The 22,173-nt window shown below is 59.7% G+C and carries 21 protein-coding genes; 9 read left to right on the forward strand and 12 right to left on the reverse strand.

What is annotated here, in order from left to right; genetic code table 11:
- Nucleotides 1–7: 7 nt before the first annotated feature.
- A complete protein-coding gene (locus AC5S27_RS02495; RefSeq protein WP_493937257.1) occupies nt 8–652 on the forward strand; it encodes a ComF family protein in 645 nt (214 codons plus the stop codon).
- Between the two features lie 200 nt (nt 653–852).
- On the forward strand, nt 853–1,365 hold the full coding sequence (locus AC5S27_RS02500) for an HNH endonuclease (protein WP_493937258.1): 513 nt from the start codon (nt 853–855) through the stop codon (nt 1,363–1,365).
- 3 nt (nt 1,366–1,368) lie between these two features.
- Here AC5S27_RS02500 and AC5S27_RS02505 read toward each other — a convergent pair whose 3' ends face one another.
- Together AC5S27_RS02505 and AC5S27_RS02510 are read right to left on the reverse strand one after the other, a co-directional pair.
- The gene (locus AC5S27_RS02505; RefSeq protein ID WP_493933005.1) at nt 1,369–1,545 is read right to left on the reverse strand and encodes a hypothetical protein; all 177 of its coding nucleotides are present in this window, start codon (nt 1,543–1,545) and stop codon (nt 1,369–1,371) included.
- 1 nt (nt 1,546) lies between these two features.
- On the reverse strand, nt 1,547–3,115 hold the full coding sequence (locus tag AC5S27_RS02510) for a S53 family peptidase (RefSeq protein WP_493933006.1): 1,569 nt from the start codon (nt 3,113–3,115) through the stop codon (nt 1,547–1,549).
- Between the two features lie 166 nt (nt 3,116–3,281).
- Between AC5S27_RS02510 and AC5S27_RS02515 the strand changes: the two genes are divergently transcribed.
- Complete coding sequence (locus AC5S27_RS02515; protein ID WP_493933007.1) at nt 3,282–4,643, forward strand: hypothetical protein; 1,362 nt, start codon at nt 3,282–3,284, stop codon at nt 4,641–4,643.
- 103 nt (nt 4,644–4,746) lie between these two features.
- Here AC5S27_RS02515 and pgi read toward each other — a convergent pair whose 3' ends face one another.
- The gene (pgi, locus tag AC5S27_RS02520; RefSeq protein ID WP_493933008.1) at nt 4,747–6,384 is read right to left on the reverse strand and encodes a glucose-6-phosphate isomerase; all 1,638 of its coding nucleotides are present in this window, start codon (nt 6,382–6,384) and stop codon (nt 4,747–4,749) included.
- 180 nt (nt 6,385–6,564) lie between these two features.
- On the opposite strand from pgi, the gene AC5S27_RS02525 reads away from it, so the two are divergent.
- Nucleotides 6,565–6,852: a type II toxin-antitoxin system ParD family antitoxin gene (locus AC5S27_RS02525; protein ID WP_493933009.1), complete on the forward strand. Its 288-nt coding sequence runs from the start codon at nt 6,565–6,567 to the stop codon at nt 6,850–6,852.
- 18 nt (nt 6,853–6,870) lie between these two features.
- On the opposite strand, the gene AC5S27_RS02530 is transcribed toward AC5S27_RS02525, so the two are convergent.
- From AC5S27_RS02530 to AC5S27_RS02540, 3 genes are all read right to left on the reverse strand, one after another.
- A complete protein-coding gene (locus tag AC5S27_RS02530; protein WP_493933010.1) occupies nt 6,871–7,518 on the reverse strand; it encodes a hypothetical protein in 648 nt (215 codons plus the stop codon).
- A gap of 130 nt (nt 7,519–7,648) precedes the next feature.
- Nucleotides 7,649–9,427, reverse strand: coding sequence for a M20/M25/M40 family metallo-hydrolase (locus AC5S27_RS02535; RefSeq protein ID WP_493933011.1), 1,779 nt, complete (start codon nt 9,425–9,427; stop codon nt 7,649–7,651).
- A 97-nt stretch (nt 9,428–9,524) separates the two neighbouring features.
- Nucleotides 9,525–10,178 (reverse strand): TMEM175 family protein, encoded by a 654-nt coding sequence (locus tag AC5S27_RS02540; protein WP_493933012.1) that lies wholly within the window; start codon nt 10,176–10,178, stop codon nt 9,525–9,527.
- A gap of 75 nt (nt 10,179–10,253) precedes the next feature.
- Between AC5S27_RS02540 and folP the strand changes: the two genes are divergently transcribed.
- The 3 genes from folP to AC5S27_RS02555 all read left to right on the forward strand — a co-directional run bounded on the left by folP (nt 10,254) and on the right by AC5S27_RS02555 (nt 14,006).
- Nucleotides 10,254–11,162 (forward strand): dihydropteroate synthase, encoded by a 909-nt coding sequence (gene folP / locus AC5S27_RS02545; protein WP_493933013.1) that lies wholly within the window; start codon nt 10,254–10,256, stop codon nt 11,160–11,162.
- 148 nt (nt 11,163–11,310) lie between these two features.
- A complete protein-coding gene (locus AC5S27_RS02550) occupies nt 11,311–12,651 on the forward strand; it encodes an amidohydrolase (protein ID WP_493933014.1) in 1,341 nt (446 codons plus the stop codon).
- Nucleotides 12,651–14,006: an amidohydrolase family protein gene (locus AC5S27_RS02555; protein ID WP_493933015.1), complete on the forward strand. Its 1,356-nt coding sequence runs from the start codon at nt 12,651–12,653 to the stop codon at nt 14,004–14,006. The genes AC5S27_RS02550 and AC5S27_RS02555 overlap by 1 nt, the downstream gene beginning before the upstream one ends.
- Nucleotides 14,007–14,127: 121 nt before the next feature.
- Here the strand turns inward: AC5S27_RS02555 and AC5S27_RS02560 are convergent, their stop codons facing one another.
- The 4 genes from AC5S27_RS02560 to AC5S27_RS02575 all read right to left on the reverse strand — a co-directional run bounded on the left by AC5S27_RS02560 (nt 14,128) and on the right by AC5S27_RS02575 (nt 17,083).
- Nucleotides 14,128–14,400 carry a hypothetical protein gene (locus tag AC5S27_RS02560; RefSeq protein WP_493933016.1) on the reverse strand — a complete coding sequence of 91 codons (273 nt, stop codon included), beginning with the start codon at nt 14,398–14,400 and terminating at the stop codon, nt 14,128–14,130.
- A gap of 344 nt (nt 14,401–14,744) precedes the next feature.
- Nucleotides 14,745–15,242 (reverse strand): nuclear transport factor 2 family protein, encoded by a 498-nt coding sequence (locus AC5S27_RS02565; protein ID WP_493933017.1) that lies wholly within the window; start codon nt 15,240–15,242, stop codon nt 14,745–14,747.
- A 183-nt stretch (nt 15,243–15,425) separates the two neighbouring features.
- The gene (locus AC5S27_RS02570; RefSeq protein WP_493933018.1) at nt 15,426–15,713 is read right to left on the reverse strand and encodes a putative quinol monooxygenase; all 288 of its coding nucleotides are present in this window, start codon (nt 15,711–15,713) and stop codon (nt 15,426–15,428) included.
- Between the two features lie 35 nt (nt 15,714–15,748).
- A complete protein-coding gene (locus AC5S27_RS02575; protein WP_493933019.1) occupies nt 15,749–17,083 on the reverse strand; it encodes an adenylosuccinate synthase in 1,335 nt (444 codons plus the stop codon).
- 210 nt (nt 17,084–17,293) lie between these two features.
- Here AC5S27_RS02575 and mutM point away from each other — a divergent pair, with 210 nt between their 5' ends.
- On the forward strand, nt 17,294–18,133 hold the full coding sequence (mutM, locus tag AC5S27_RS02580; RefSeq protein WP_493933020.1) for a bifunctional DNA-formamidopyrimidine glycosylase/DNA-(apurinic or apyrimidinic site) lyase: 840 nt from the start codon (nt 17,294–17,296) through the stop codon (nt 18,131–18,133).
- Between the two features lie 1,237 nt (nt 18,134–19,370).
- Nucleotides 19,371–20,351 carry a response regulator gene (locus AC5S27_RS02585; RefSeq protein WP_493933021.1) on the forward strand — a complete coding sequence of 327 codons (981 nt, stop codon included), beginning with the start codon at nt 19,371–19,373 and terminating at the stop codon, nt 20,349–20,351.
- A 68-nt stretch (nt 20,352–20,419) separates the two neighbouring features.
- Here AC5S27_RS02585 and AC5S27_RS02590 read toward each other — a convergent pair whose 3' ends face one another.
- Both AC5S27_RS02590 and AC5S27_RS02595 read right to left on the reverse strand, forming a co-directional pair.
- A complete protein-coding gene (locus AC5S27_RS02590; RefSeq protein WP_493933022.1) occupies nt 20,420–20,758 on the reverse strand; it encodes a histidine triad nucleotide-binding protein in 339 nt (112 codons plus the stop codon).
- A 55-nt stretch (nt 20,759–20,813) separates the two neighbouring features.
- Nucleotides 20,814–22,160: a M48 family metallopeptidase gene (locus tag AC5S27_RS02595; RefSeq protein WP_493933023.1), complete on the reverse strand. Its 1,347-nt coding sequence runs from the start codon at nt 22,158–22,160 to the stop codon at nt 20,814–20,816.
- Between the last annotated feature and the right edge of the window lie 13 nt (nt 22,161–22,173).

The raw sequence follows: 22,173 nt of genomic DNA on the forward strand, positions 1-22,173 counted from the left end.
GTGCCGGATGGCGCCTCCTTCTTTTGTGCGCGCGGTGAGTTACGGAACGTACGACGGCTCGATGCGTGGGGCCATTCACCTGCTGAAGTATGACCGGGTCTCTCCGCTGGCTCGGCGACTGGGGCGGATGCTGGCTATGGCAATTGCCAAGCTTGCGCCGGATGCTGGTGGACCGCAGGAAATGCTGATAGTCCCGGTGCCGCTGCATCGCGGGAAGATCGCTGAACGCGGATTCAACCAGGCGCGGGCGCTGGCGACCGAGGCGCTACGGGAACTGAAGAGGACGCATCCCGGCTGGAGGCTGGAGCTGTCTGCGCGGACGCTGGTGAGGCAACGGCAAACGGAGAGTCAGGCGGGACTGAGTCCCCGCCAGCGTCGCGTGAATCTGCGCGGCGCTTTTTTTGTGTCCGACGCAGAGGCGGTAAGAGGCCGGCACATTTTGCTGGTCGACGATATTTTGACGACCGGAGCGACGGCGCGGGCATGCAGCAAGATGTTGGTGGAGGCTGGTGCCGCCTCAGTAAGCGTAGCGACTTTGGCGCGGGCGCAACGCACAACCCCAGCCATGGATCGCGACATCCGGAAGTACATTCGGCTTTCAGTGCCGGAGCAGGAGCTGGCAAACGACTGGCCTGACCCGATGGTGCATTAAGCCAGTTGAGTTAGAGGGAAGTTACAGGCAACGCAGTGCAGGAACCGTAACAGGACTTTACCGAGATTCTACGAGGGGAAGCGATGTCGCTGGGAAAAGCCATGATACATGCCCGTAAGCAGAAGTCACTCGCCAAAGCAGCCGCCCATGCCGCTAGTACGCAGGGGGAGGGCCACAGCTGGACGCAGTCGAGCCAGGTCATGCAGATGCCGGTGCTGGTCCTGAATGCGTCCTATGAGCCGATCAACATCTGCGGAGCGCGCCGTGCGCTCGTGCTCGTATTGAAGGGCGTGGCGAAGACAGAGGAAGAGCATGGCTTGACCCTGCATGCCCAGCGCAGCCGCATGGCGATGCCCTCGGTGATTCGCCTGCTGGAGTATCGGCGCATTCCTCACCAGACGCGAGCACTTTCCAGGAAGAACATCCTCCTGCGCGACCGCAACACCTGCCAGTACTGCAGCGTGGTGCTGCCTGCGGGTGAGCTCACGCTGGACCACGTGATTCCGCGCTCGCGGGGTGGCAACTCGACATGGGAGAATCTCGTTGCGTGCTGCCACAGTTGCAACCGGCGCAAGGGCAACCGCATGCTACATGAATTGGACGATATGAGGCTCATGAAGGAGCCGCGCTCCTTCAGCCTGCACACCAGCCGGCAAATCATGCGCATGCTGGGCCGTGGCGACGATCGCTGGCGGAAGTATTTGTTCTACTAGCCGCTAATACTGCGGCTGCTCGTTCGGCGGAATGGCTGGTTTTGCGGGTTGGGGTTGCTCTTCCGGTTGGACCGGGGTGATAGGCCCCGAGGGATTGTTCGGGGTAGTTGGATCGGGAGAGGTGCCTGCGCCCTCTCCCTTTTCTGCGTCTGCATGCGCTGGTTTCGTTGGCTCGGTCATCTCAGGCTCCCTGCGTGGTTTGCGTGGAAGCTAGCAGCGCGGCGAGTTGTGTTCCGTTCGGGGAGCCAAGGCCGGTGCATGCGTCCCAGCCGGGTCCTGCGGAATAGGTGCCGTTGTCGCCTTCCGTGATGTCGTTGAAGCCGCCTGAGGCCGTGGAGTAAAGTGCGGGATTGAGGTAGCCGAGGCGGGTGTTGAGCTTCTGGTTGAGCAGGGCGACGAGGCCCGCCCAGAGTGGGGCAACGGCGCTGGTGCCTCCGATGACGCCCTGCTGACCGTCGACCAGGATGTTGTAGCCGGTGTTCGGGTCGGCGTCTCCCGAGACGTCAGGCACGCCGCGGCCGGTCTGCACTGCCAGCGTAGATTGATAGCTGGGCGAGGCGAAGGTGGTGCTGTAGCCGCCGCCGGTGGCTCCGCCCTGTGCGCCGTCGTTCCAGACGGTCTCGCTGGTAATGGCGCCATTGGAGGAGTCAAGCGTGGTGCCTCCGCAGGCCAGTACATGCGGGCTGGAGGCGGGAAAGTCGACATGATCCGAGCCGTCTGTGACTCCGTCCGTCGACCCGTTGTCGCCCGAAGCGACAGTGATCGTGACCCCGAGAGCCGCGGCCTCCTGCGCTACCTGGTCCATGTTCTGCATGGACTGATCCGTCCAGCTGGATTCCGGACCGCCCCAGCTGATGGAAAGAACGCTAGGATTGTTGGTGCTGTCATGGATTGCGGTGCTCATGGCGTCCTGGAAGCCCTGATCGGTGTTGGGAGCGAAGTAGACGACAATGTTCGCGCCCGGGGCGACAGCTCCTGCTACTTCAATATCGAGCAGAACTTCGCCGTCGGCGCTGTCGGGGGTGGTGGGGCTGTTTGTGCCGCGGTCAACCGAGACGGTCGTGACGTTGGGCGCGGGGATGCCAAGCGATTGGAAGTAGTTGGCGATGTCGTCCTGGTTGAATCCGCCGCCGAGTTCGAGGATGCCGATGGTCTGACCGGCTCCGGTGACGTCGGTTGGGAAGTTGTAAAGCTGCGCGACCTGGGCTGGCGAATACGAAACGCTTTGGGCGGCAGCATCCGACGCTCCGGCAGCCCGTAGCTTGCGAAAGTGCGGCTTGGCCTGCGGGCGGTTGTCGAGGCCGAAAACTCCCTGGATCACGTCGGCAAGGTCTGTGGGGATCATGACGGCGCCGGTGCGACCGCGGAACTTGCAGGTTGGATGGACGTAGTCGTTCAGCTTGACGGAGAAGGCTTTTTCGAGATCGCTCACAGTGCCCTGCACGGTGATGGTACGGCGGGCGGCTTCGTCTGGGCGATCGATGACGGTGAGGCCGTTATCGCGGGCGAACTGGCGGACACGCTCCAGTTGCTCTGGCTCGGCGCCGTAAGCGGAGGCGAAGTCGTCATGGCTGAGCACCTTGCCCTGAAGATGGCTGAGCTTGAGAGCGCGGCGCTGCTTCAGGACGATGGAGACTTCGGCGAGCTGGCTGGGATCGGTAGGACCTACCAGGGTGGCCTCGGGCACGGGTGCCTTGTGGCTGCCTGGGAGGGCGATCTTGCTCTGGGTAGTTTTATTTTCGTCTGCCATGCTGGAAATCCCCTTTGCATCTTGGAAGTAGGGTTAGCCCGGAAAGATGCTTGCACTCGGATTATCCATGGTTTGGCTCCATTGTGCTGTGCAAGACTTCTCGCATGCGAGCGATGACGCAGAATTCCGGCGTTTGCCGCAGTCTGTGTAGTGACAGGAGATTGCGATGAAGCTGATGAGGGTTAAGGACTTGAACGTGTTGGGTATGGCAGCGAGTGTCTTGCTCGCTGTTCTGGCGGCTGTGCCGGCAAGTGCTGCGGATGACGGGTTGAAATTCATCCATAACCCGGGCGGCGGTGAGATTGTCTATGGGCCCATCAGCGGGCAGTCGACCATGCCAGGGGCGATGGGCTTCATCCTGAAGCAGGTGCATGGGCACTTCAGTGACAAGCCGCAGGTCGGCAAGTTCTTCCGGCCGAAGGGCACGGCGGACAGCATGGCGACGACCTTCACGCTGACGCCGAAGACCAACGGGACCGGTACGATTGCAGGGATCGTGATCGTGGCCATGCCCGCAGGGCAGAGGCCGAGCGCTGCGGTCATCTACGACCAGTCAGGGCGCTTTAAGACGACCGCTGCTCCCATGATGAAGACGCTGAACGAAGCGTGGAAGAAAGATGCGCCGCAAGCCGGCCAAGGCGGTGGAAAGAGCGCTCCGGCGCGGCAGCTACGGACCACTCCTTTTCCGGATAACAGTGGCAGCATAGGATTGCCCGAAGGCTGGCGCATCACCAGCGGTCAGCAGGGGACGATGTATGCGCAGGGACCAGGCAATGAGAGCTTTCTGATCGGCGCCTACATTCCGGTGATGGACCCGACCAATCCGCAGCAGCGCTCGATGATCCAGATGGAGACCCAGGGCGGGCGTCTACCGTTGCCGGGCAGCTACGTAGCCGCACCCTACGGAATGCCGGCGTTCAAGCTCATGCAGACACTTTCAGCGCAGATGGCAGCGAAGAGCCGCAAGCCAGCGCCGTCGATCGAGATGGTGAGCGCCGACGATCTTGGGAACAACTGCCACTACTTCAAAACGCATGTTGATTCTCACGATGGCAAAGGAGTATTGTTCGCTGGGATCACGATGTGTATCCAGCAGCCCTTCATGCCGGGCACATATGCGGTGACGATCAACCAGGTGATGCTGCCGGAAAACCTGCTCGGCGAGGAACTCGCAACACTGCAGGCTATGTATGCCAGCTACAAGACGAATCCTGCGGTCATTCAAGCGGAGACGCAGCAGGCGATCAACGAAATCCACGCAGTGGGAGAACGAGCCAAAATTCAACATGAAGCCAGCGATGCCGCCTGGGCATCTCACCAGGAGGCTTACTACAAGCGGCAGGATGCGCAGGATAGGACCAGCCAGGCGTTCAGCAACTACATCCTCGATAACTCTGTGGTCCGTTACACGCCGGATGATTCGCACGCCACAATGGATAACGGAACCGCGGCGCTGATCATGAAGCTGGATCCGAACCACTTTGAGTATGTGCAGACGGGGGATTATCTGAAGGGTATCGACTACTAGATTTTATTGAGATTCAGCCATGCCGGGCGCGATCGTCCCCACGAAGAGGGTTGAGCGCCCGGCATATTTTTGCTTGTGATGATTTTTCCTGTAATGGTCGCTGCTACTTTCGCTTTCCGGCACGGTAGCGCTTGATCAGCGCGTTGGTGGAGCTGTCGTGCTTTAGCGCGGGCTCTTCTTCGCTCTCAAGCTCGGGGATGATGCGCTGGGCGAGGACTTTGCCCAGCTCTACGCCCCATTGGTCGAAGGAGTCAATCTGCCAGATCACACCCTGCACGAAGACGCTGTGCTCGTAGAGCGCGACCAGCTTGCCGAGGACAGCCGGGGTCATCTTCTCGACGAGGATGGTTGACGATGGCCGGTTGCCTTCGAAGGTCTTGTGCGGGATCAGCCAGTCGGCGACGCCTTCCGCCTTAAGCTCTTCGGCGGTCTTGCCAAAGGCCAGTGCTTCAGCCTGCGCGAAGACGTTGGACATCAGGTAGTCGTGGTGCTTGCCGAGCGGGTTGAGCGACTTCTCAAAGCCGATGAAGTCGCAGGGGATAATCTTCGTGCCCTGGTGAATGAGCTGATAGAACGAGTGCTGGCCGTTGGTGCCGGGCTCGCCCCAGATGATGGGTCCGGTCTGGTAGTCCGTGATGCGGCCATCGAGCGTAACGTGCTTGCCGTTCGATTCCATCGTGAGCTGCTGCAGGTAGGCAGGGAAGCGCTTGAGGTACTGGTCGTAGGGCAGCACGGCGATGGTCTGCGCGTCGAAGAAGTTGTTGTACCAGACAGCGAGCATACCCATCAGCACCGGCAGATTCTTCTCAGAGGGCGTGGTACGGAAGTGCACGTCCATCTCGTGGAAACCCGCCAGCAGGGCGCGGAAGTTGTCCGGGCCGAGAGCGACCATATTGGAGAGGCCGATGGCGGAATCCATCGAGTAGCGCCCGCCGACCCAGTCCCAGAATCCAAACATGTTGGCGGTGTCGATGCCGAACTTCGAGACAGCCTCGGCGTTGGTCGAGACAGCGACGAAGTGCCGCGCGATGGCTGCATGCTCCTTCAGCTTGGCCAGCGACCAGACCCGCGCCGTGTGGGCGTTGGTCATGGTTTCGAGCGTGGTGAAGGTCTTCGACGAGATGATAAAGAGCGTCTCTTCGGGGTCGAGGTCGCGGGTCGCTTCAAAGAAGTCTGTCCCGTCCACGTTCGAGACGAAGCGGAAGGTGAGGTTGCGCTGGGTGTAGTGCCGCAGCGCCTCGTAGGCCATTACCGGGCCGAGGTCGGAGCCGCCAATGCCGATGTTGACGATGTTCACGATAGGCTTGCCGGTATAGCCAAGCCAGCTGCCGCTGCGGATCTGGTCGGCAAAGGCAGCCATCTTGTCGAGGACTTCGTGAACCTCGGGAACGACGTTCTTGCCGTCGACTTCAATGACGGCGTCTTTCGGCGCGCGCAGGGCGGTGTGAAGGACGGCGCGCTTCTCGGTCAGGTTGATCTTTTCGCCGGTAAACATGGCTTCACGGCGCGCAGCCAGGCCGGACTCTTCGGCGAGCTGCCAGAAAAGCTTCAGGGTTTCGTCGGTGATGCGGTGCTTGGAGTAGTCGAGGTAGATGCCGCCAGCCTCGGCGTTGAGGCGGTCGCCGCGCGAAGGATCATCGGCGAAGAGCTGGCGGAGATGCACGGGGGCGAGGCTGGCCGCATGTGCTTCGAGGGCCTGCCAGGCTGGTAGCTGCTTCAACGGGGTAATTTGGGCGGACATCATCTTCTCCTGCGAGTTTCTATCACTGCTTCTCAGTGCGGATTATACTCGGCGCTCGTTTGAGTCCGTTGACAGGCAGATGGTCGCAACTGGCGATCAAAATGTGGAACGCTAGATTTGTCGATAACAGGTTTTGACAAAGCCTGTTATTTGATCGAAGATCGACATCAGAGACTTGCCATGAATATTTCATTGACTCCGGAACTGGAAAAGTTCGTCGCAGACAAGGTGGAATCAGGTCGCTATACATCCGCCAGTGAAGTAGTTCGCGAAGCACTGCGGTTGCTCGAAGAGCATGATGAGGCGCGGGCTGCGCAGCTTGCAATCTTCAATCAAGAGCTCGGTGCAAGGCTGGCTGCGCTTGATCGCGGCGAGGGTGTCGATCCGAAGGCTGTTCGGGACCGCTCAGCGAAGAGGTCGAGTGAACGGCGCAGGCGTATTCGTAAGCCACACAGCCTTGCTGAATAGGCGGCTCGCCTAGTTAGACTAGTTTGCTAGTAGCGGCTTGATTCCGTTGCGTCTCTGCAGGGTGAGAACATGCCTGTCAAAGATTTCAGGCAGGTCGACGAAAGGGTACCGCTCTTCGGTACTCGGATCGTCAGGCGAGAAGAATTGGATAGGACCGACTTTTGTCTCGACATCGTACTCTCCGAGTGCTTCATCGAGCAGGAGGTAGCCGATTTCTTTCCAGGCGATTTCTTGCTCTTGGTAGTTAGGGATAAAGAGGACAATTCCAATGTTCTTGCCGTTATCGATGAGCGAAAACTGAATCAATTCGGGATCTGCTTGTTTGCCCTTAAATTCCAGCTGCATGATCGGCGTTCTGCGCGGACGGAAGGCGATGACATTCCAGCGAGCGAGTTTGGGTGTTGCGCTGACCAAAGATATAACCGCAGGGAATGCACTCTTAATGCCGCCGGCGCTGACAACAAAGTCGCGGCCAGCCAGTGCTTTAGGCCCGAATTCGAAGGTTAGATTGGGGTCGATCTGGCGCATTTTGGACGCGAGTTTATCGAAGACTCGCTCTTGATCTTTTTCAAAATCAAAAAGCTCGTCATCGTTGGCAACGAACCATTTCCAGAATCTTTGAGGTGTGGGTCTTAGGCCGAACATAGCTACCAATATACGTGCCATGGCGATTGCAGATCATTGTCGAAACGGTACAGCAGATTCCCTTCGGGAATGACAGAAAGAAAGGCAAGAACGAAGGCAAAACAACGCCCGCGTGAAGTTATTCACGCGGGCGTTGTTGGTTCAGCAGGTCTTACTTTGCTTCGGGTGTCACCGCGCCGGGATAGATGCCCTCAAGCGGCTTGCGCTTCTGCTCTTCCTGGTCTGGGGTGGGCAACGGCTTGCGAGGCAGCATCTGGTCACGCTGGGCTGCGTTGTAGACGAAGATGGCTTCGACCGTGGCGATCTGCTTCAGGTCAGCCGGCTGCAGGCGCTCGACCGTGTCTTCGTTGGAGTGGTGGGTGCGGCTCTCGTAGTCCATATCGTCCTGGATGAACTGGAAGCCGGGCAGACCGACAGCGTCGAAGGGCAGGTGATCGGTGCCGCCGGTGTTGCGGTTGGTTACGGTGGTGACGCCGAGATCCTTCAACGGCGCGATCCACTGGGCGAAGATAGGCGCGATGGCATAGTTGCCCTGCGTGTAGATGCCGCGAATCTTGCCGGTGCCGTTGTCGATGTTGAAGTAGCCGGAGAGCAGCTTGTGCTCAGGCTTCAGCACCAGCGGCCCGGTCGCCCGGCGCATGAACTCCGGCAGCTGCATCTGGTCAGGCGCGGTCGAGAGCTGCGCCGAACCGAAGTGCTGCGTCACGTAGCCCTTCGATCCGAAGATGCCCTGTTCTTCCCCTGTCCAGAGAGCAATGCGGATCGTCCGGCGTGGCTTGAGGCCTAGCGACTTGATGATCCGAACGACCTCCATGGCGACGACCGTGCCTGCTCCGTTGTCAGTAGCGCCGGTGCCGGCGATCCAGCTATCGAGATGGCCGCCGACCATGACGACCTGATCCTTCAGCAGCGGGTCAGTGCCTGGGATTTCGGCGATGGTGTCAAAGCCGTGCTCGTGCTCCCCGGTGAACTTGGTTTCAACGTCGATCTCGACCGAGACCGGCACATGCGCCTGGGTGAGGCGATAGAGCCGACCGTAGCTTTCAATCGCCGCCACGGCTACGGGAATCTTCACGCGCTTGTCAGCGAGGTAAGGCGTACGGCCGATGGTCGCGCCGTTGTCGTCGAACAGCGTGCCACCGGAGCCGCCGCCGTTCTTGGCATCGCGGCTGGGTTCAATCACGGCCGCGACCTTTTCATCGGCGAAGAACTGGGCGATCTTGTCGATGAGGCGCAGACGCTCCATACGCGTGGCAAGACGAGCTTGCATCTCGGGCGTGAGACCGGCAGCACCGCCGCCGGAAACGGGGAATTCGGCGATCTCTTCCAGCTCCTTTTCGGTGTAGCGTTCGAAGAGAGCCTTATCGACAGGCGACACTTCGCGCATGGCGCCGAAGAGGACAACCTTGCCGGCAAGCTTACCCTTGTACTGGTCGAAATCCTTCTCCGTCTGGATGCTGACGAAGACCACATCGCCGGTCACAGGGCCGGGGGTCGAGGGCGACCACGGCGTGGCCTGCAAAATCAGGACGGCCGTGTCGGGAGTGACCATGCGCGCCCACGTATTCAACTGCTGCCAGCCCAGACCGAACTCGCCCCAGTCTTCCAGATGCGCGTTTTCAAGGCCGATCTTGGTCAGCGTGTCGCGGGTCCACTCGTTGGCCTTCTTCAGGTTTGGCGACCCGGTGAGGCGCGGACCGATGCCGTCCATCAGCGCGTAGGCAAAATCCATCACGTGCGAGTGGTTCAGTCCTTCGTCGCGGATACGCTGGTAAGCGGCCAGGTCGAGGGTTTCGGTGGCTGGCTGCACCTGGCTGTATGGATCGACCTCGGCGGGCTTGGCTTTTTCGACCTTGGGCTTATCGGCGGCATGGGCGGCGATCATGGTCGCAGCAAGTGAGATAGCGGCGAACACGCGAAACAGCTTCATTTGCATCCTGAAATCTCCAAAACAGTATGTTGTTCGTTCTAGGTATCGAAATGATTGTAGCTTGCGGCGTTACGAGGGCTCGGGTTAGAAGCAGGATTTATAAGGCGGATCGGGTGGCCTGCCTTCGCTGGCGTCGTACGCGGTGGCGCGGCGGAATGAGGAACCAGACCGCCATCAGCGCATTCATGACAAGGCTTAAGGGCACGCTCCAGAAAGTCATGGCGACGCAGGCAGCATAGTAGGCGAGACCGACAGCATACTGTCGCGCAGCTTCGCGGACGTTGGTCACGCCGAGGTAGTGGTCGAGCACCTTCTGGCGGCGGCAGACGAAGAAGAGCAGGTTGAAGAGGACGCCGATTGCCATGTAACTGGCGTTGTAAAAGATGGCGACGTTGCGTGAGTAGCCAGTGTCCAGCATGGTGATCGACGCACCCATCAGGGAGGTGGGGTACGGTACGAAAACCACTCCGAACAGAAGCATGAGATTGGCGGTCATCACCAGGTCATCGGCCTTGGTGATGTGGGCAAACAGGCGGTGGTGGTTGATCCACATGATGCCGATGAAGAAGAAGCTGAGCACGAAGCTCACATAGCCGGGCCACATGTGCAGGAGGCCCTGCCAGAAGGGCAACTCCGGCGGCGGATGCTTGAGTTCAAGCACGAGCAGCGTGGCGGCGATCGAAAAAATGCCGTCGGAGAAGGCTTCGATGCGGGCGGTTTCGTTGGCTGCGGGTGGGGTGGGCTCGGGCATGTTGCTGCCACCTTATACGATTGGGATGGAATGACGACAGAAATCAATTCTGACGAACGAAGCCGAGGCTTTGCGATGCGCTCACTGGTGCAGTGGCGGTTGCGGAGCCGCTCGCTGGAGCTTGGCGCGAGGACGCTGGTGATGGGCGTGGTGAACATCACGCCGAACTCGTTCTCCGATGGCGGCAGGTATCTCGATCCGGCACGTGCGGTTGATCACGCGCTGACTCTGCTGGAAGAAGGCGCGGCGATCCTCGATCTCGGCGCAGAAAGCACGCGGCCGGGCTCCCACGCTGGTGATCCGAGAGCCGCCGCTGTCAGTGCGGATGAGGAGCAGGCGCGGCTGTTGCCGGTGATCGAGGGTGTGCTCAAGGCGCGACCCGATGCGGTGATTTCCGCCGACACCTACAAGGCGTCAACGGCGCGCGCGGCAGTAGCTGCAGGCGCCGAGATCGTGAACGATGTGAGTGGGTTCACATGGGATGCGGAGATGGCCTCTGTCTGTGCGGAGATGCGCTGCGGCGTGGTCCTGATGCACACACGCGGCACGCCGGACACGTGGAAAACGCAGGCGCCGCTGGCCCCGAGCGAAGTCTTGCCACTGGTACTGGATGGGCTTACCGCGAACCTCGCAGCCGCATTGCAAGCAGGCATTGCCGAACATGCGATTGTGCTTGACCCTGGCTACGGCTTCGGTAAGCGCTTCGACGAAAACTACGCGCTGCTGGCGCAGCAGGGAGAACTGCTTGTCCTTGGACGGCCTCTGCTGGCTGGGTTGTCGCGGAAGTCATTCCTGGCACGTACGATTTCCGTGCTGCGGGAAGGCAATGTAGGCCCCGAATCCCGCGAACGGGCCAGCATTACTGCGCTCACGGCGGCGATCCTGCATGGAGCTTCGATCGTGCGCGTACATTCGGTCCAGGCGGCTGTGGAGGCTGCGGCCATTGCCGATGCGGTGCTGCTGGCGGGCGTCTCCGCCGGCTGAGCGATCGAAATCCCTCGTCGCGCCGGGGCCGCCAGCCGTGGTAGCATCAGCGCAATCGATTCCTTATGTGAGCGCCCGTTCGACCGCGCCAACCCTGCTCGATTCCTGATTCAGTCCATCTGCATCGCTCCCCATCGGAGGTCAGCTCTTGAAGTTACGCCATATGTGTCTCCCGCTCTTGTCGGGAGTGATTCTCTCCTCAACGCATCTCGCGGGCGCGCAACAGGCGCCTGTTGACTTGGTGCTGAAAAACGCCACGGTGATGACTGCCAGCCACGGCACCATCGAGCACGGCTCGGTGTGGGTGCATGGCGGCAAGATCGCCGCGGTGGGCGCGACCGTCGATGCTCCAGCCTCGGCCGTGGTCATTGACGCGACCGGCAAGTGGGTGACGCCGGGAATCATCGATCCGCACTCGCACTCTGCCCTGAGCAGCGACGTGAACGAAGCGACTAGCCCGGTCACGCCGAGCATGATGATGATCGATGCCTTCGACAATCGTGACAAGGCGCTCTATCAGGCTCTAGCCGGCGGCGTGACGACGGAGCTGCTGCTGCATGGCTCGGCGAACATGATTGGCGGTCAGGCTGTTGTCATCAAGAACAAGTTCGGCCTGTCGCGCGACCAGATGTTTTTCCCCAACGCGCCACGGTCGATCAAGTTTGCCTCAGGTGAAAACCCCAAGCGAGTGTATGGCAGCCGCAATCAACTGCCCTCGACGCGCATGGGCAACTTCGAAATCATGCGGCAGTCCTTCGAGAACGCCAAGGTGTACATGGCGAGCTGGGATGCTTACAACGCCAAGGTGGCCAAGGGCGACAAGACAGCCGTTGCACCGAAAGTCGATCTGAAACTGGAGGCGCTGGCCGACGTGCTGCGAGGCAAGCTATTCGTGCAGATCCACTGCTATCGTGCGGATGAGTTCCTGACTGAAGAAGCGATTGCCAAGGAGTATGGCTACAAGATTCGCGCCTTCCATCATGCACTGGAGATGTACAAGGTTGCGGGACAGATTGCGCCGGAAGGCACGGCGATTGCCACGTTCAGTGACTGGTGGGGTTACAAGGATGAAGCCTGGGATGCGATTCCGTGGAACGCGGTCATGAGCATGCGCGCCGGTGTGCGCGTGGCTCTCAAGAGCGATTCCAACGACCACATCCGGCGGCTCAATTCCGAAGCGGGCAAGATGGTGCACTACGGTGGAGCGACCGAGGATGAGGCGATCAAGATGGTCACGCTGAATCCGGCCTGGATCATCGGCGTGGACGACCGCGTGGGCTCGATTGATGTCGGCAAGGACGGCGACCTTGTGGTCTGGAACATGGACCCGCTTTCAAACTATGCCCACGCAGAGAAGGTCTATATCGACGGCGATCTTTTCTTCGATATCGCGGCTCCCGGCCTGGGCACGCCGCATTTTAAGGGCGCCATGCACGATGGTGGCGGGTTTGGTTCTGACGATGGCCACGCGAACGAGGACGGCGACTAATGACCAATTTCAAATTTGCATCTCTGTTGCTGCCCGCGGTGTGTCTCGCCGGACTAACTTCTCTGTATGCGCAAACCAGGCAGGGTCCGATTGCGATCACCGGCGGCAAGCTGCTCACGGTCTCCCACGGAACAATCGAGAACGGTGTCCTCATCATCGTCGACGGCAAGATTGCCGCCGTTGGCGAAGCGGGTAAGGTCACAGTGCCTGCGGGCGCGACGGTGGTCGATGCCAAGGGCATGACTGTCTACCCGGGGCTGATCGATCCGGACACGACGCTGGGACTGACCGAAGTTGGATCCGATGAGAACAGCAACGATCTTTCCGAGCCTTCGGACGAGATCATGCCGCACATGCACACGGCCGACGCTTTCCATGCTGAGACCGAACTGATTCCCGTCGCGCGGCTGAATGGCATCACCAACGCCGTCGTCGCTCCGGGCACAGAGGACTCGGTGGCCGGGCAGGATATCTTCATTCAGCTTGCCGGGAAAAGTCGCGACCAGATGATCCTTGGCCGCGATGTAGCGTTGGCGATGAACTATGGCGCGGACCAGCGGCGTCGCGGACGGAACGGCGGAGCATTCCCTTCCACGCGCATGGGCCTGATCACGCAGCTTCGGCAGAGCCTGATGGACGCGCAGCACTACGAGGCGGGTCTGGACGCGGCGAAGAAGAAGGACAAGCCAGCTGAGAAATCGGCTAAGCCCGGCGACAAGGATGCCGATAAGGGCCCGGACAAGGCTCCCGAGCGCGACCTCAAGCTCGAAGCGCTCTTGCCCTATCTCCACGGCGAAAAGCCGGTGGTGATTGGCGTAGAACAGGCTTACGACGTGGAGACGATCATGAAGGTGGCTCAGGAGTTCCATTTGAAGGTCATCCTGAACCACGTTACCCACACGCAGGATATTCTCGACGAAATCGCAGCCTGGAAGGTGCCGGTTATCGTGGGATCGATCTACGAGGCGCCAGGCGCGAACGAGCGGTATGACGCAGTGTTTACGCTGCCGGCCGAGTTGGCCAGGCGTGGTGTGAAAATCGCCATCTCCTCAGCGGAGGCGGGCGGACCGGGCGGTGCTCATTCCGTACGCAACCTGCCTTACTCGGCAGGCTTCGCGGTCGGCTATGGGCTGCCGCATGACGACGCGCTGAAGGCCATCACGCTGAACGTGGCAGAGATGTTCGGCTTTGGAGACAAGCTGGGTTCGCTCGACGTGGGCAAGACGGCAAATGTGGTTATTGCCAATGGCGATCCACTCGACGTCCGGACCGACGTGAAGCAGGTTTACATCGATGGAGTTTCGCAACCGATGGTAAGCCGCCAGACCTGCCTGCGTGACGAATACAGCAAGTAAACGGTTGGCAGGATAGCTGATCTTAAATATTGAGCCTCGCTGCCATCTCTTCAGATGCACAGCGAGGCTCATTTGCAGGTATCGAACGAAGAGAATGTGAGATTTAACCCTTCATGAAGCCTTAAACTCCCGCCTCTTCCAGCAAATCGGTATCCATCCGGATTTCCGCCTGACGTACCGTAGACCACTTCTCCAGATACACAATCCCCAGCAGCAGACCAAGCAGAAAGACCGAAACCGAGCCATACTCCATCGCGGACAGGCGCTGGTCCTCTGCAGCCGTCTGGTAAATCAGGACGCCGTGGACATTGCGGGCAATCGTTCGCTGCTCCGCGGGTGCAGGCGACTTGGGCATGTTCTCCAGGTAGTCAGTCGAAACCATCGCGCTGAACACGAGGCCTCCCAGTCCGGGCAACAGAAAGAGTAGTGCGAAAAATTTAAGTACAGACAAATTTGTGCGCTTGATCACATGGACCCCCAAGGCAGAATCGCGTAGACATTGGCAGGAATTGCAGTTCGTCTATACGAGAACGTGTCTTGCTCTAGTGGTTTCGAATAGAGGTTTTGTGACTTAGAACAGGCCACAATCTGATAGTTCCTAGGTAACGCTCTCCGAAGGAGGAAGTCAATGGGCATAAAAGTAACGTATAGGTTGTTCAAAGGTAACGCAGTCCCGTTCTGGACAGGGTTCCCTCTATGTTCCTGAGAGGAGATGTCTTTTTTCCGCGTGCTTGAGGGTTACTTGTGCTCTGCCCCGTCCTGGATGCGGCTTGCCTCGAAGCTGACAATTTTCCACTGGCCGGCGGGTTTGCGGACGTAGACCCGAGTGTACCGGTAGCGGCCGGAAAGCTCCACGTCTTTCTGTGTGCCGTTCAGTTCAGCTATCGAGGTGACTACGGCGGTGGATCCGTAGACCCGGATTTTCCGGTCTGAGATGTTCAAAGCGGAAACCTGGAGCGTTCCCGACCGGACGCTGTTCACCGCCTGTTCCTTGGTCTGAATGGCACCCTTGGCGGTGATTCCGGTGTAATCGTCGGCCAGCAGACCATCCAGGGTGGATGCGTTGCCTTTGAGAATGGCGTTGCGCCATGCCTCTTCCATCTGCTCGATTTCGTGGCGGTATTCGTGGCGCTGTGCGCGCGGGACGGCTCCCGGTGCAAAAAATCCGTTCGAGTGGATCGCCCGCGCCGACGCCTGCGGGGTTGAAAGGCACAGCAGAAGGGAAGCCCCCAGCACTGCCATCCTTGGGGACGCGACGGCTCTACGAACTTCACAAGACAGGGGAGGGGTGGGCATATCCGTACCGCATCGTAGCCTTGGACGCGAGTCCAGGTCAAAGGGAATCGGAAAAGAAAGAGGACAGGCCGTGCGGAAGTAGGTATGGGCGGGCTTTTGCAGCCCGCCGTTCAGGAGAGTTGATTAGAGGATCGCAGTCAGATTCTCGACCGCGCGGTCCTTCATTCGTTGATAGAGGCCGCCGACTGCCAGCTTCTGGAAGTGGTCCGAGGCGCGATGCGCTGCCAGCGCTTTCTGATCTTTGTACTGCTCGTAGATCACGATGGTGTCCGGATCATCCTCCACCTGGTGGGGAATGTAGCTGACGCAGCCCGGCTCCTGGCGGGAAGCCTCGGCCAGCTGGCGGAGTGTCTCCGCAATGTCGGCGCGCTCCTCGGCGGGAAATCGGAGTCGTACGGTGAAACTGACCATGGGCATTCCTTCTTACTCGCTGAGGTTCAATGCAATTACGCGATGGCTGAGGCATCCACGCTGAGCTCGGCCAGTGTTTCGGCGAACTCGGGCAGAACCATCGTCTGGTCACGGTCGGGACCGGTAGAGACCATGCCGATTTTAGCGCCACTCTCGCGCTCCTGGAAGCGGAGATATTCCTTGGCCGCCACGGGGAGCTGATCGAACTCGACAATTCCCTCGGTAGACTGCTGCCAGCCCTTGAGCGTCGTGTACCTGGGAACGATCGATTCCAGGCCCTGTACGTCGGCGGGAACGATGTCGGTGAACTTGCCGTCGATCTCGTAGCCGATGCAGACCGGAATCTCCGCCAGCTCGTCCATGACGTCCATCTTGGTGACGACGAGCCACTCCGTGCCGTTGACCTGATTGGAGTAGCGGAGCAGCGGAATGTCAAGCCAGCCGCAGCGGCGCGGACGTCCGGTGACTGCTCCATACTCGTTGCCGCGGGCGCGCAGAATATCGGCGGAGCTGTCGTGAATCTCGGTGGGGAACGGTCCCTCACCGACGCGGGTGACATAGGCCTTGGTAACGCCGATGACGGTGCCAATGTTGGTCGGACCGACGCCGGTACCGGTCGCCGCTCCGCCGGCGGTTGCCGAGGAAGAGGTCACGAACGGATAGGTGCCATGGTCGATGTCCAACATGGTGCCCTGGGCCCCTTCGAACATGACGCTGCCGCCCGCAGCAATGACTTTGTTCAGCAGGTTGCCGGTGTCGGTGACGAAGGGGCGCACCAGCTCGGCGGCCGCCGCATATTCGTCAAACATCTTGGCCGGATCGATGGGCTCGCTGCCGAACAGAGCCTTGACGATCGCGTTCTTTTCGGCGCAGGCGCTTTCGATGTGGGCCTGGAGAATCTTGGGGTTGAGCAGGTCGACGATGCGCAGGCCGCTGCGGGCCATCTTATCTTCATAAGCCGGTCCAATTCCGCGGCTGGTGGTGCCGATCTTCTGGCGGCCCGGTGCGTTCTCGGCGGCAAGCTCGATCATGCGGTGGTAGGGCAGGATGACCTGGGCGCGGTTTGAGACGTAAAGCTGCCCGTCGACATCCACGCCGAGGTCGCGCAGCTTCGAGACTTCCTTAAGGAAGGCGATGGGGTCGAGGACAACGCCGTTGCCGATCACGCCCTTGCAGTTAGGGCGAAGAACGCCGCAGGGAATGAGCTGCAGCACGAATTTCTTTCCGTGAATGATGACCGTGTGTCCGGCATTGTGGCCGCCGGCATAGCGAGCCACGGCGGCAAAGCGCCCGCTGAGTACATCCACAATCTTGCCTTTGCCTTCGTCGCCCCATTGGGCGCCAAGCACTACCGCTGTCTTCGCTCGCATGATTTCCATTTCCTGGGCCGCCGGTATGCCGTTTTGGGCTGATTCTGGCTGGCTGGGGGTGGGTCTTTAGCTTTGGGTGCGGTGCCCGGAGGCAACCACGCAAGTCCGCACCACTCGTTATGATATACCGCCTTTGCCCCGGGAACCCATCGCGTCACGGGACAAAAGCTCTCGGGCGCCGGGATGGCAGGCAAAGACTAAAATGAAGAGATGCCTGAGCTGCCTGAAGTCGAGACGATTGCCCGCGGAGTTCACGAGCGTATCCACGGCGATCGCATCGTGGAGGTGTGGTTCAGCTCGCACACGCAGCCCTTCAAGACGTCCCCCGCCAACCAGGCTGAGGGGCTGGAGGGGCGGAAGATTCTGGCCGTTCGCCGGGTGGGGAAGCATATCGTCTGCGATCTGGGCGGCCGAGGTGAAACTGCCCAGGATGAGCAGCCAGAAGCACAGTGGATTGTGCATCTTGGCATGACCGGGCGGCTGCTGGTGACCACTCCGGATGGTGACTTAGCACCTCATACCCATGCGCGGCTGCAGCTGGCGAGCGGACGGGAAGTTCGTTTTGTCGATCCGCGACGCTTTGGAAGGCTGGAATATCGGGAGCTCGCGGAGACAAAAGGCTTTCTTGGACCCGGAGTGGAACCGACTACGGTTGAGCCGGAGGTTTTCGCCAGACTCTTCAAAGGCCGCAAGCTGGCAATTAAGGCAGCACTGCTGAATCAGTCGATTTTGCACGGCGTTGGCAATATCTATGCCGACGAAAGCCTGTTCCGCGCCGGGATCCGCCCAAAGCGCATGGCGGGAAGACTCAAGAAAACGGAACTGCTGAAATTGCGGATTGCGTTGCAGGACGTATTGCAGCACGCGATTCAGCTCGGCGGATCGTCGGTATCGGACTATGTGGATGCGAACGGCGTGAAGGGATTCTTCCAGCTGGAGCATCGCGTCTATATGCGCACCGGCGAGCCCTGCCTGGTCTGCGGCACGCCGATCCAGCGCATTTTGCTGGCTGGCCGGGGTACGCATTTCTGTCCTGTGTGTCAGAAATAAAGTCGTCAAAGAGCTGCAACAAACGTACGCCCTTCCATATTTAGAACATTTGGGTCCTTTAAATATTCCGTTTTTAGAAGATTCTCAGGGTTGGCTTGATCGTAAGTAATTCAAAACAATACGTCGGACGATTGGCCCCGCGATTGCTATTACGTGTGTGCCAGTGACATGTTGCAATCGTGATTCATTCCGGTTGACAGCATGCGAGGGCTCCAACTTGAGAAGAACGCCAACAAATGAGCGTTCCCCGGTGGAGTCACTCCAATAGAAGCCAGATGGAACCGAAAAGGACCGTCAAGGCTCACACATCTTGGGAGGCCAGTGCCCAAGAAAGTCCAGAAAAACGCCACACCGCCCAGCGGGTGGCGTTTTTGGCGTTGTGGCTTTCCCGATAAACACACTGTCCATTCATCGCTAGGTCGCAGGCCTGATCAGGCATCAGTCAGGAATGAACCGGAATCAGTGAGGTACTTGCGCGGAATGCCATTTTGCTGCAATACTCAGGCGCAACGGGTCTGGATTTGAGCGCAACGCCTGAAAAGTGCTCAAGAGGGGTTCCGGCCTGATTGGTCTGGGAAGCGTCAAGGCACGATAGCGTTCTTGCCAGCTACCAGACTTAGCTGTAGTATCGAACTTGCCCCTATCGCGCAGCGATTTTGAGCCTCCCCAAAACTGGAAAACACCGTCAGGGTAGAGCTGCAAGGCTGCGTAGTACGTGAGTACGCCGCACACCGCGAAAGAAGTGATCTCGCGCCAGTGGCGGAAAACGGTGATCCGGGAGAACTCATCGAAGTACGAGTTTTTAGCGGTCCCAGTCAGTATCGTGGAGAATTTCCGATTTCTCTGACCCGCTTCAGGAGAATCCGTCAAGGCTTCGAGCGTGAGCTCGAGGCGAGAGGAGCCAGTATCCGGGCTCTACGGGACGCGTTTTTTCCTGCATTTGAGCTAGTCCGGGCTATCCCGAGCTACCCTGCATCGCCTGGCGTTGCCGGTCAGTTCCACTTCGAGGCATCGATCTTGCACCTTTCGGAAAATCGAACCGGTATCTCGAAGGCAGGAAAGCTGATGGCTAAAGCCAGCTGCATTTCCGGGGAGGGCAGCGCCTCCGCAGGTAAACGCTGCACAGTAAACCACTGGGCAAAATTGGTTCACTTCGCGCAAAGTCAGGGAATATCAGGTTGAGCAACAACAGGACCGAGTACAAAGAATTCGTGAAAAAGCACCAGGAAGTGCAAGCATGACGACAGAATCAACGCAGCCGCCAGTCGAGGCGGTGCAGTCCCAGGCTCTCGTGCCCGGGCAAGCGCAGGGGCATCGGCGTCGCCGTCGCCGCCGCAAGACCAAGGGTGGTTTAGCCGCACAGGTTCAGACGGCCCAAAGCCCGAACGGTCAGGTGCAACCCCAGCCCCCAACAGTTCTCCTTCAGTCCGGCCCGCCCGCGCAGCCCCAGGCACCCCGCCCTGCGAGTCAGCAGCAAAGCGGACAACCCGGTCAGGGACAGGGTGCCGGACGAAAAAAGAAGAAGTCCCGCGATCGCGATCGGGACAAGCAGCCCAGCTTCCAGCCTTCGCCGGGCAACAGCCTCAATGGCAGCAACGGGAATGGCAACGGTGGCGGCGGCAGCAAGAAGCGTAAGCAGCAGAAGGGTCCGCGCCAGTTTGTGGGTCCGATGGACCATAGCTATCGCGTTGCCAATGGCAACATCGCGGACGGCCCTCCCAGCACCATTCCGTTTACCGGCAACGGCCACGGCGCATACTACAACGATTCGCCAGCGCGCGGTGCGGCCACGCCGACCATCGCCGCGGATGCCCCGACCAAGATCTTCTTCTTCATTGAAGATCTCTTCTTCCTGGCCAAGATCCAGGAAGCCAGCCGCAAGCTGGGCGTCAAGGTCGAGTTCGTCAAGGGCGATAAGGACGTGCTGGCGCGCATCACGGACGCTCCCGAAGCGGAACGTCCTGCGCTACTGGTCTTCGACCTGAATAATGCAGCAGCCAAGCCTCTCACGGTCATCCCGAAGCTCAAGGCCAAGCTGAAGAAGTCGGTTTCGATCATCGGCTTCCTGTCGCATCTGCAGGGTGACCTGAAGATGAAGGCCGCCGAGGCCGGTTGCGATTCTGTGATGCCGCGCTCCGCGTTTTCGCAGAGCCTTCCCAACCTCCTCCGCCGCTACGGTATGGAAGAGGAAGAAGACTACTATCCGCAGCCAATGTAGCTAACTGGGATCAATTGCAAAGGGCGCTTCCGATTGGGAGCGCCCTTTGCGTTTGCAGCAAATCAGGATTATCCCGGAGGCCAGTGCATGATGCGTCCACCCAGCAGGTGCAGGTGCAGGTGATCGACGGTCTGGCCGCCGTCTTCGCCGGTGTTGATCACGGTACGGTAGCCGTTGATCAGGCCCTTCTGGCGAGCAATTTCGGCAACAGTCAACAGCAGGTGGCCGAGCAGCGCGCCATCTTCCGGCGCAGCCTCGGCCAGCGATGCAATGTGCTTGCGCGGGACAACCAGCACGTGTACGGCGGCGTGGGGGTGGATGTCGGCGAAGGCGATGCACTGGGCATCTTCGTAGACGCGCGTCGATGGAATACTACCGTCGATGATCTTGCAGAAGAGGCATGACATAACTGCACCAGTGTAGCGCCTCGGCGTGCCTGATCGGCTTAGCTTTGGCTTCGGGTCATTTGGGAAAGAATTTTGGATTCTGGCCTGGCGCCCAGGGATCGTAATGGGCCGCAAACCTGGCGCGGGTCTGGATGGATGGATGATCGTAGGTCCAGAACTCTACGAACGGGTTGGGATTCGGATCGTCGAGATAGGCCGCACCGAGGGAGTTGAAGGCGTCAACGGCGGTCTTTTGCGGGTCGGGTACGATGCCATGCATCGCCTCCTGCCCGTAAATATCCGCTTCATGCTCGAAGTAGCGGCTGACAGTGCTTTGAACCGGTTCGCTCACCACCTGCAGAATCGCAACGGCCAGCAGCAAGACCACCAGTCCCGGCAGGCTGCGAACGGAATTCACTCGCCAATGCATGCCAAAGCGGCGCACAAGCCAGCTAGCCAGCATCGCTGAGGCCCAGAAGAGCACCAGTAAGCCCAGGCAGGCCAGTGTTAGACCCTTTGGAATATGGTTGAGCACATAATGTCCACTCTCATGGCCAAAGGTGAAGAGGATCTGATCCGACGGCATGCGATCGGCGGTGGTATCCCAGACTACGACGCGCTTGGTTGCGCCCAGGCCGGTAACGTATGCGTTCAAGCCATTGCTCTTGGCGCTCGCCTGCATCAGAAACATGCGTTCCGGCGGAATGCTGGTGCCGGTGCGGGCCACTACGCGCTCCAGTTCCTGGACAAGCGCCGGGTGGGTCTGCGTGAGCGGAGTAAAGTTGTCGAACATCGGCTCGATCACCTGCGGTTCGACAAACGCTGTCAGTAGGATCACCGGGACGGCGCCGATCCAGAGCCAGAACCAGTAGCGCTCCCGTGACCAGCGCCAGTGCATCAGGCCGAAGATCAGCGTCAGTGTCGGCGCGGCAAGCACCACCAGCAGCGCAAATGTCTTCGCCTGATCGCCCAGCCAGGACCCCCAACTCTGCACGCTGATGCCGTAGCTCACACTGAAGGCATGGCCGATGGCTCCGGGCGGGAGTTCTGCAATCAGGTAGAGCAGCGTCGTCAGCAGGGCAGAGTAGACCAGACCCTGCAGCCAGCCTTTGTGGATGCGCGCCTCGATCCGCCTGGCCACCCTCGCCGCCGCACCGCTCGCAAGCAGCACTCCAACTACCCCCAGCTCCCAGATCTCGGAGCCGAAATGGATTGCCGTGCGGATGTTGCCCAGCGCCTCCGCCTTGGCCGCTTTGTCCGGCGGCAATTGATATGCCTTTGCCAGGTCTGTCGGAGTGGCAGGAGTCTGCCCCAGAATCGAAGGAGCAGTCGATAAGCAACCAAAGACAAGGCCGAACGTCCATATCAAATTACGGAACCAGTTCCGCTTAGGCCGCTTGCTACCATCAACGTGATTTTGCATGCCACATCCGTTC

The organism is Acidicapsa borealis (assembly GCF_059115245.1).

What these genes read in the sequence shown, in the direction of transcription:
- AC5S27_RS02535 (WP_493933011.1), bottom strand. Translation starts at nt 9,427, where the DNA reads ATGAAGCTGTTTCGCGTGTTCGCCGCTATCTCACTTGCTGCGACCATG.
- AC5S27_RS02500 (WP_493937258.1), top strand. Translation starts at nt 853, where the DNA reads ATGCAGATGCCGGTGCTGGTCCTGAATGCGTCCTATGAGCCGATCAAC.
- AC5S27_RS02590 (WP_493933022.1), bottom strand. Translation starts at nt 20,758, where the DNA reads ATGTCATGCCTCTTCTGCAAGATCATCGACGGTAGTATTCCATCGACG.
- AC5S27_RS02495 (WP_493937257.1), top strand. Translation starts at nt 8, where the DNA reads ATGGCGCCTCCTTCTTTTGTGCGCGCGGTGAGTTACGGAACGTACGAC.
- AC5S27_RS02575 (WP_493933019.1), bottom strand. Translation starts at nt 17,083, where the DNA reads ATGCGAGCGAAGACAGCGGTAGTGCTTGGCGCCCAATGGGGCGACGAA.
- AC5S27_RS02525 (WP_493933009.1), top strand. Translation starts at nt 6,565, where the DNA reads ATGAATATTTCATTGACTCCGGAACTGGAAAAGTTCGTCGCAGACAAG.
- AC5S27_RS02555 (WP_493933015.1), top strand. Translation starts at nt 12,651, where the DNA reads ATGACCAATTTCAAATTTGCATCTCTGTTGCTGCCCGCGGTGTGTCTC.
- mutM (WP_493933020.1), top strand. Translation starts at nt 17,294, where the DNA reads ATGCCTGAGCTGCCTGAAGTCGAGACGATTGCCCGCGGAGTTCACGAG.
- AC5S27_RS02510 (WP_493933006.1), bottom strand. Translation starts at nt 3,115, where the DNA reads ATGGCAGACGAAAATAAAACTACCCAGAGCAAGATCGCCCTCCCAGGC.
- AC5S27_RS02540 (WP_493933012.1), bottom strand. Translation starts at nt 10,178, where the DNA reads ATGCCCGAGCCCACCCCACCCGCAGCCAACGAAACCGCCCGCATCGAA.
- AC5S27_RS02515 (WP_493933007.1), top strand. Translation starts at nt 3,282, where the DNA reads ATGAAGCTGATGAGGGTTAAGGACTTGAACGTGTTGGGTATGGCAGCG.
- folP (WP_493933013.1), top strand. Translation starts at nt 10,254, where the DNA reads ATGCGCTCACTGGTGCAGTGGCGGTTGCGGAGCCGCTCGCTGGAGCTT.
- AC5S27_RS02570 (WP_493933018.1), bottom strand. Translation starts at nt 15,713, where the DNA reads ATGGTCAGTTTCACCGTACGACTCCGATTTCCCGCCGAGGAGCGCGCC.
- pgi (WP_493933008.1), bottom strand. Translation starts at nt 6,384, where the DNA reads ATGTCCGCCCAAATTACCCCGTTGAAGCAGCTACCAGCCTGGCAGGCC.
- AC5S27_RS02530 (WP_493933010.1), bottom strand. Translation starts at nt 7,518, where the DNA reads ATGGCACGTATATTGGTAGCTATGTTCGGCCTAAGACCCACACCTCAA.
- AC5S27_RS02505 (WP_493933005.1), bottom strand. Translation starts at nt 1,545, where the DNA reads ATGACCGAGCCAACGAAACCAGCGCATGCAGACGCAGAAAAGGGAGAG.
- AC5S27_RS02585 (WP_493933021.1), top strand. Translation starts at nt 19,371, where the DNA reads ATGACGACAGAATCAACGCAGCCGCCAGTCGAGGCGGTGCAGTCCCAG.
- AC5S27_RS02595 (WP_493933023.1), bottom strand. Translation starts at nt 22,160, where the DNA reads ATGCAAAATCACGTTGATGGTAGCAAGCGGCCTAAGCGGAACTGGTTC.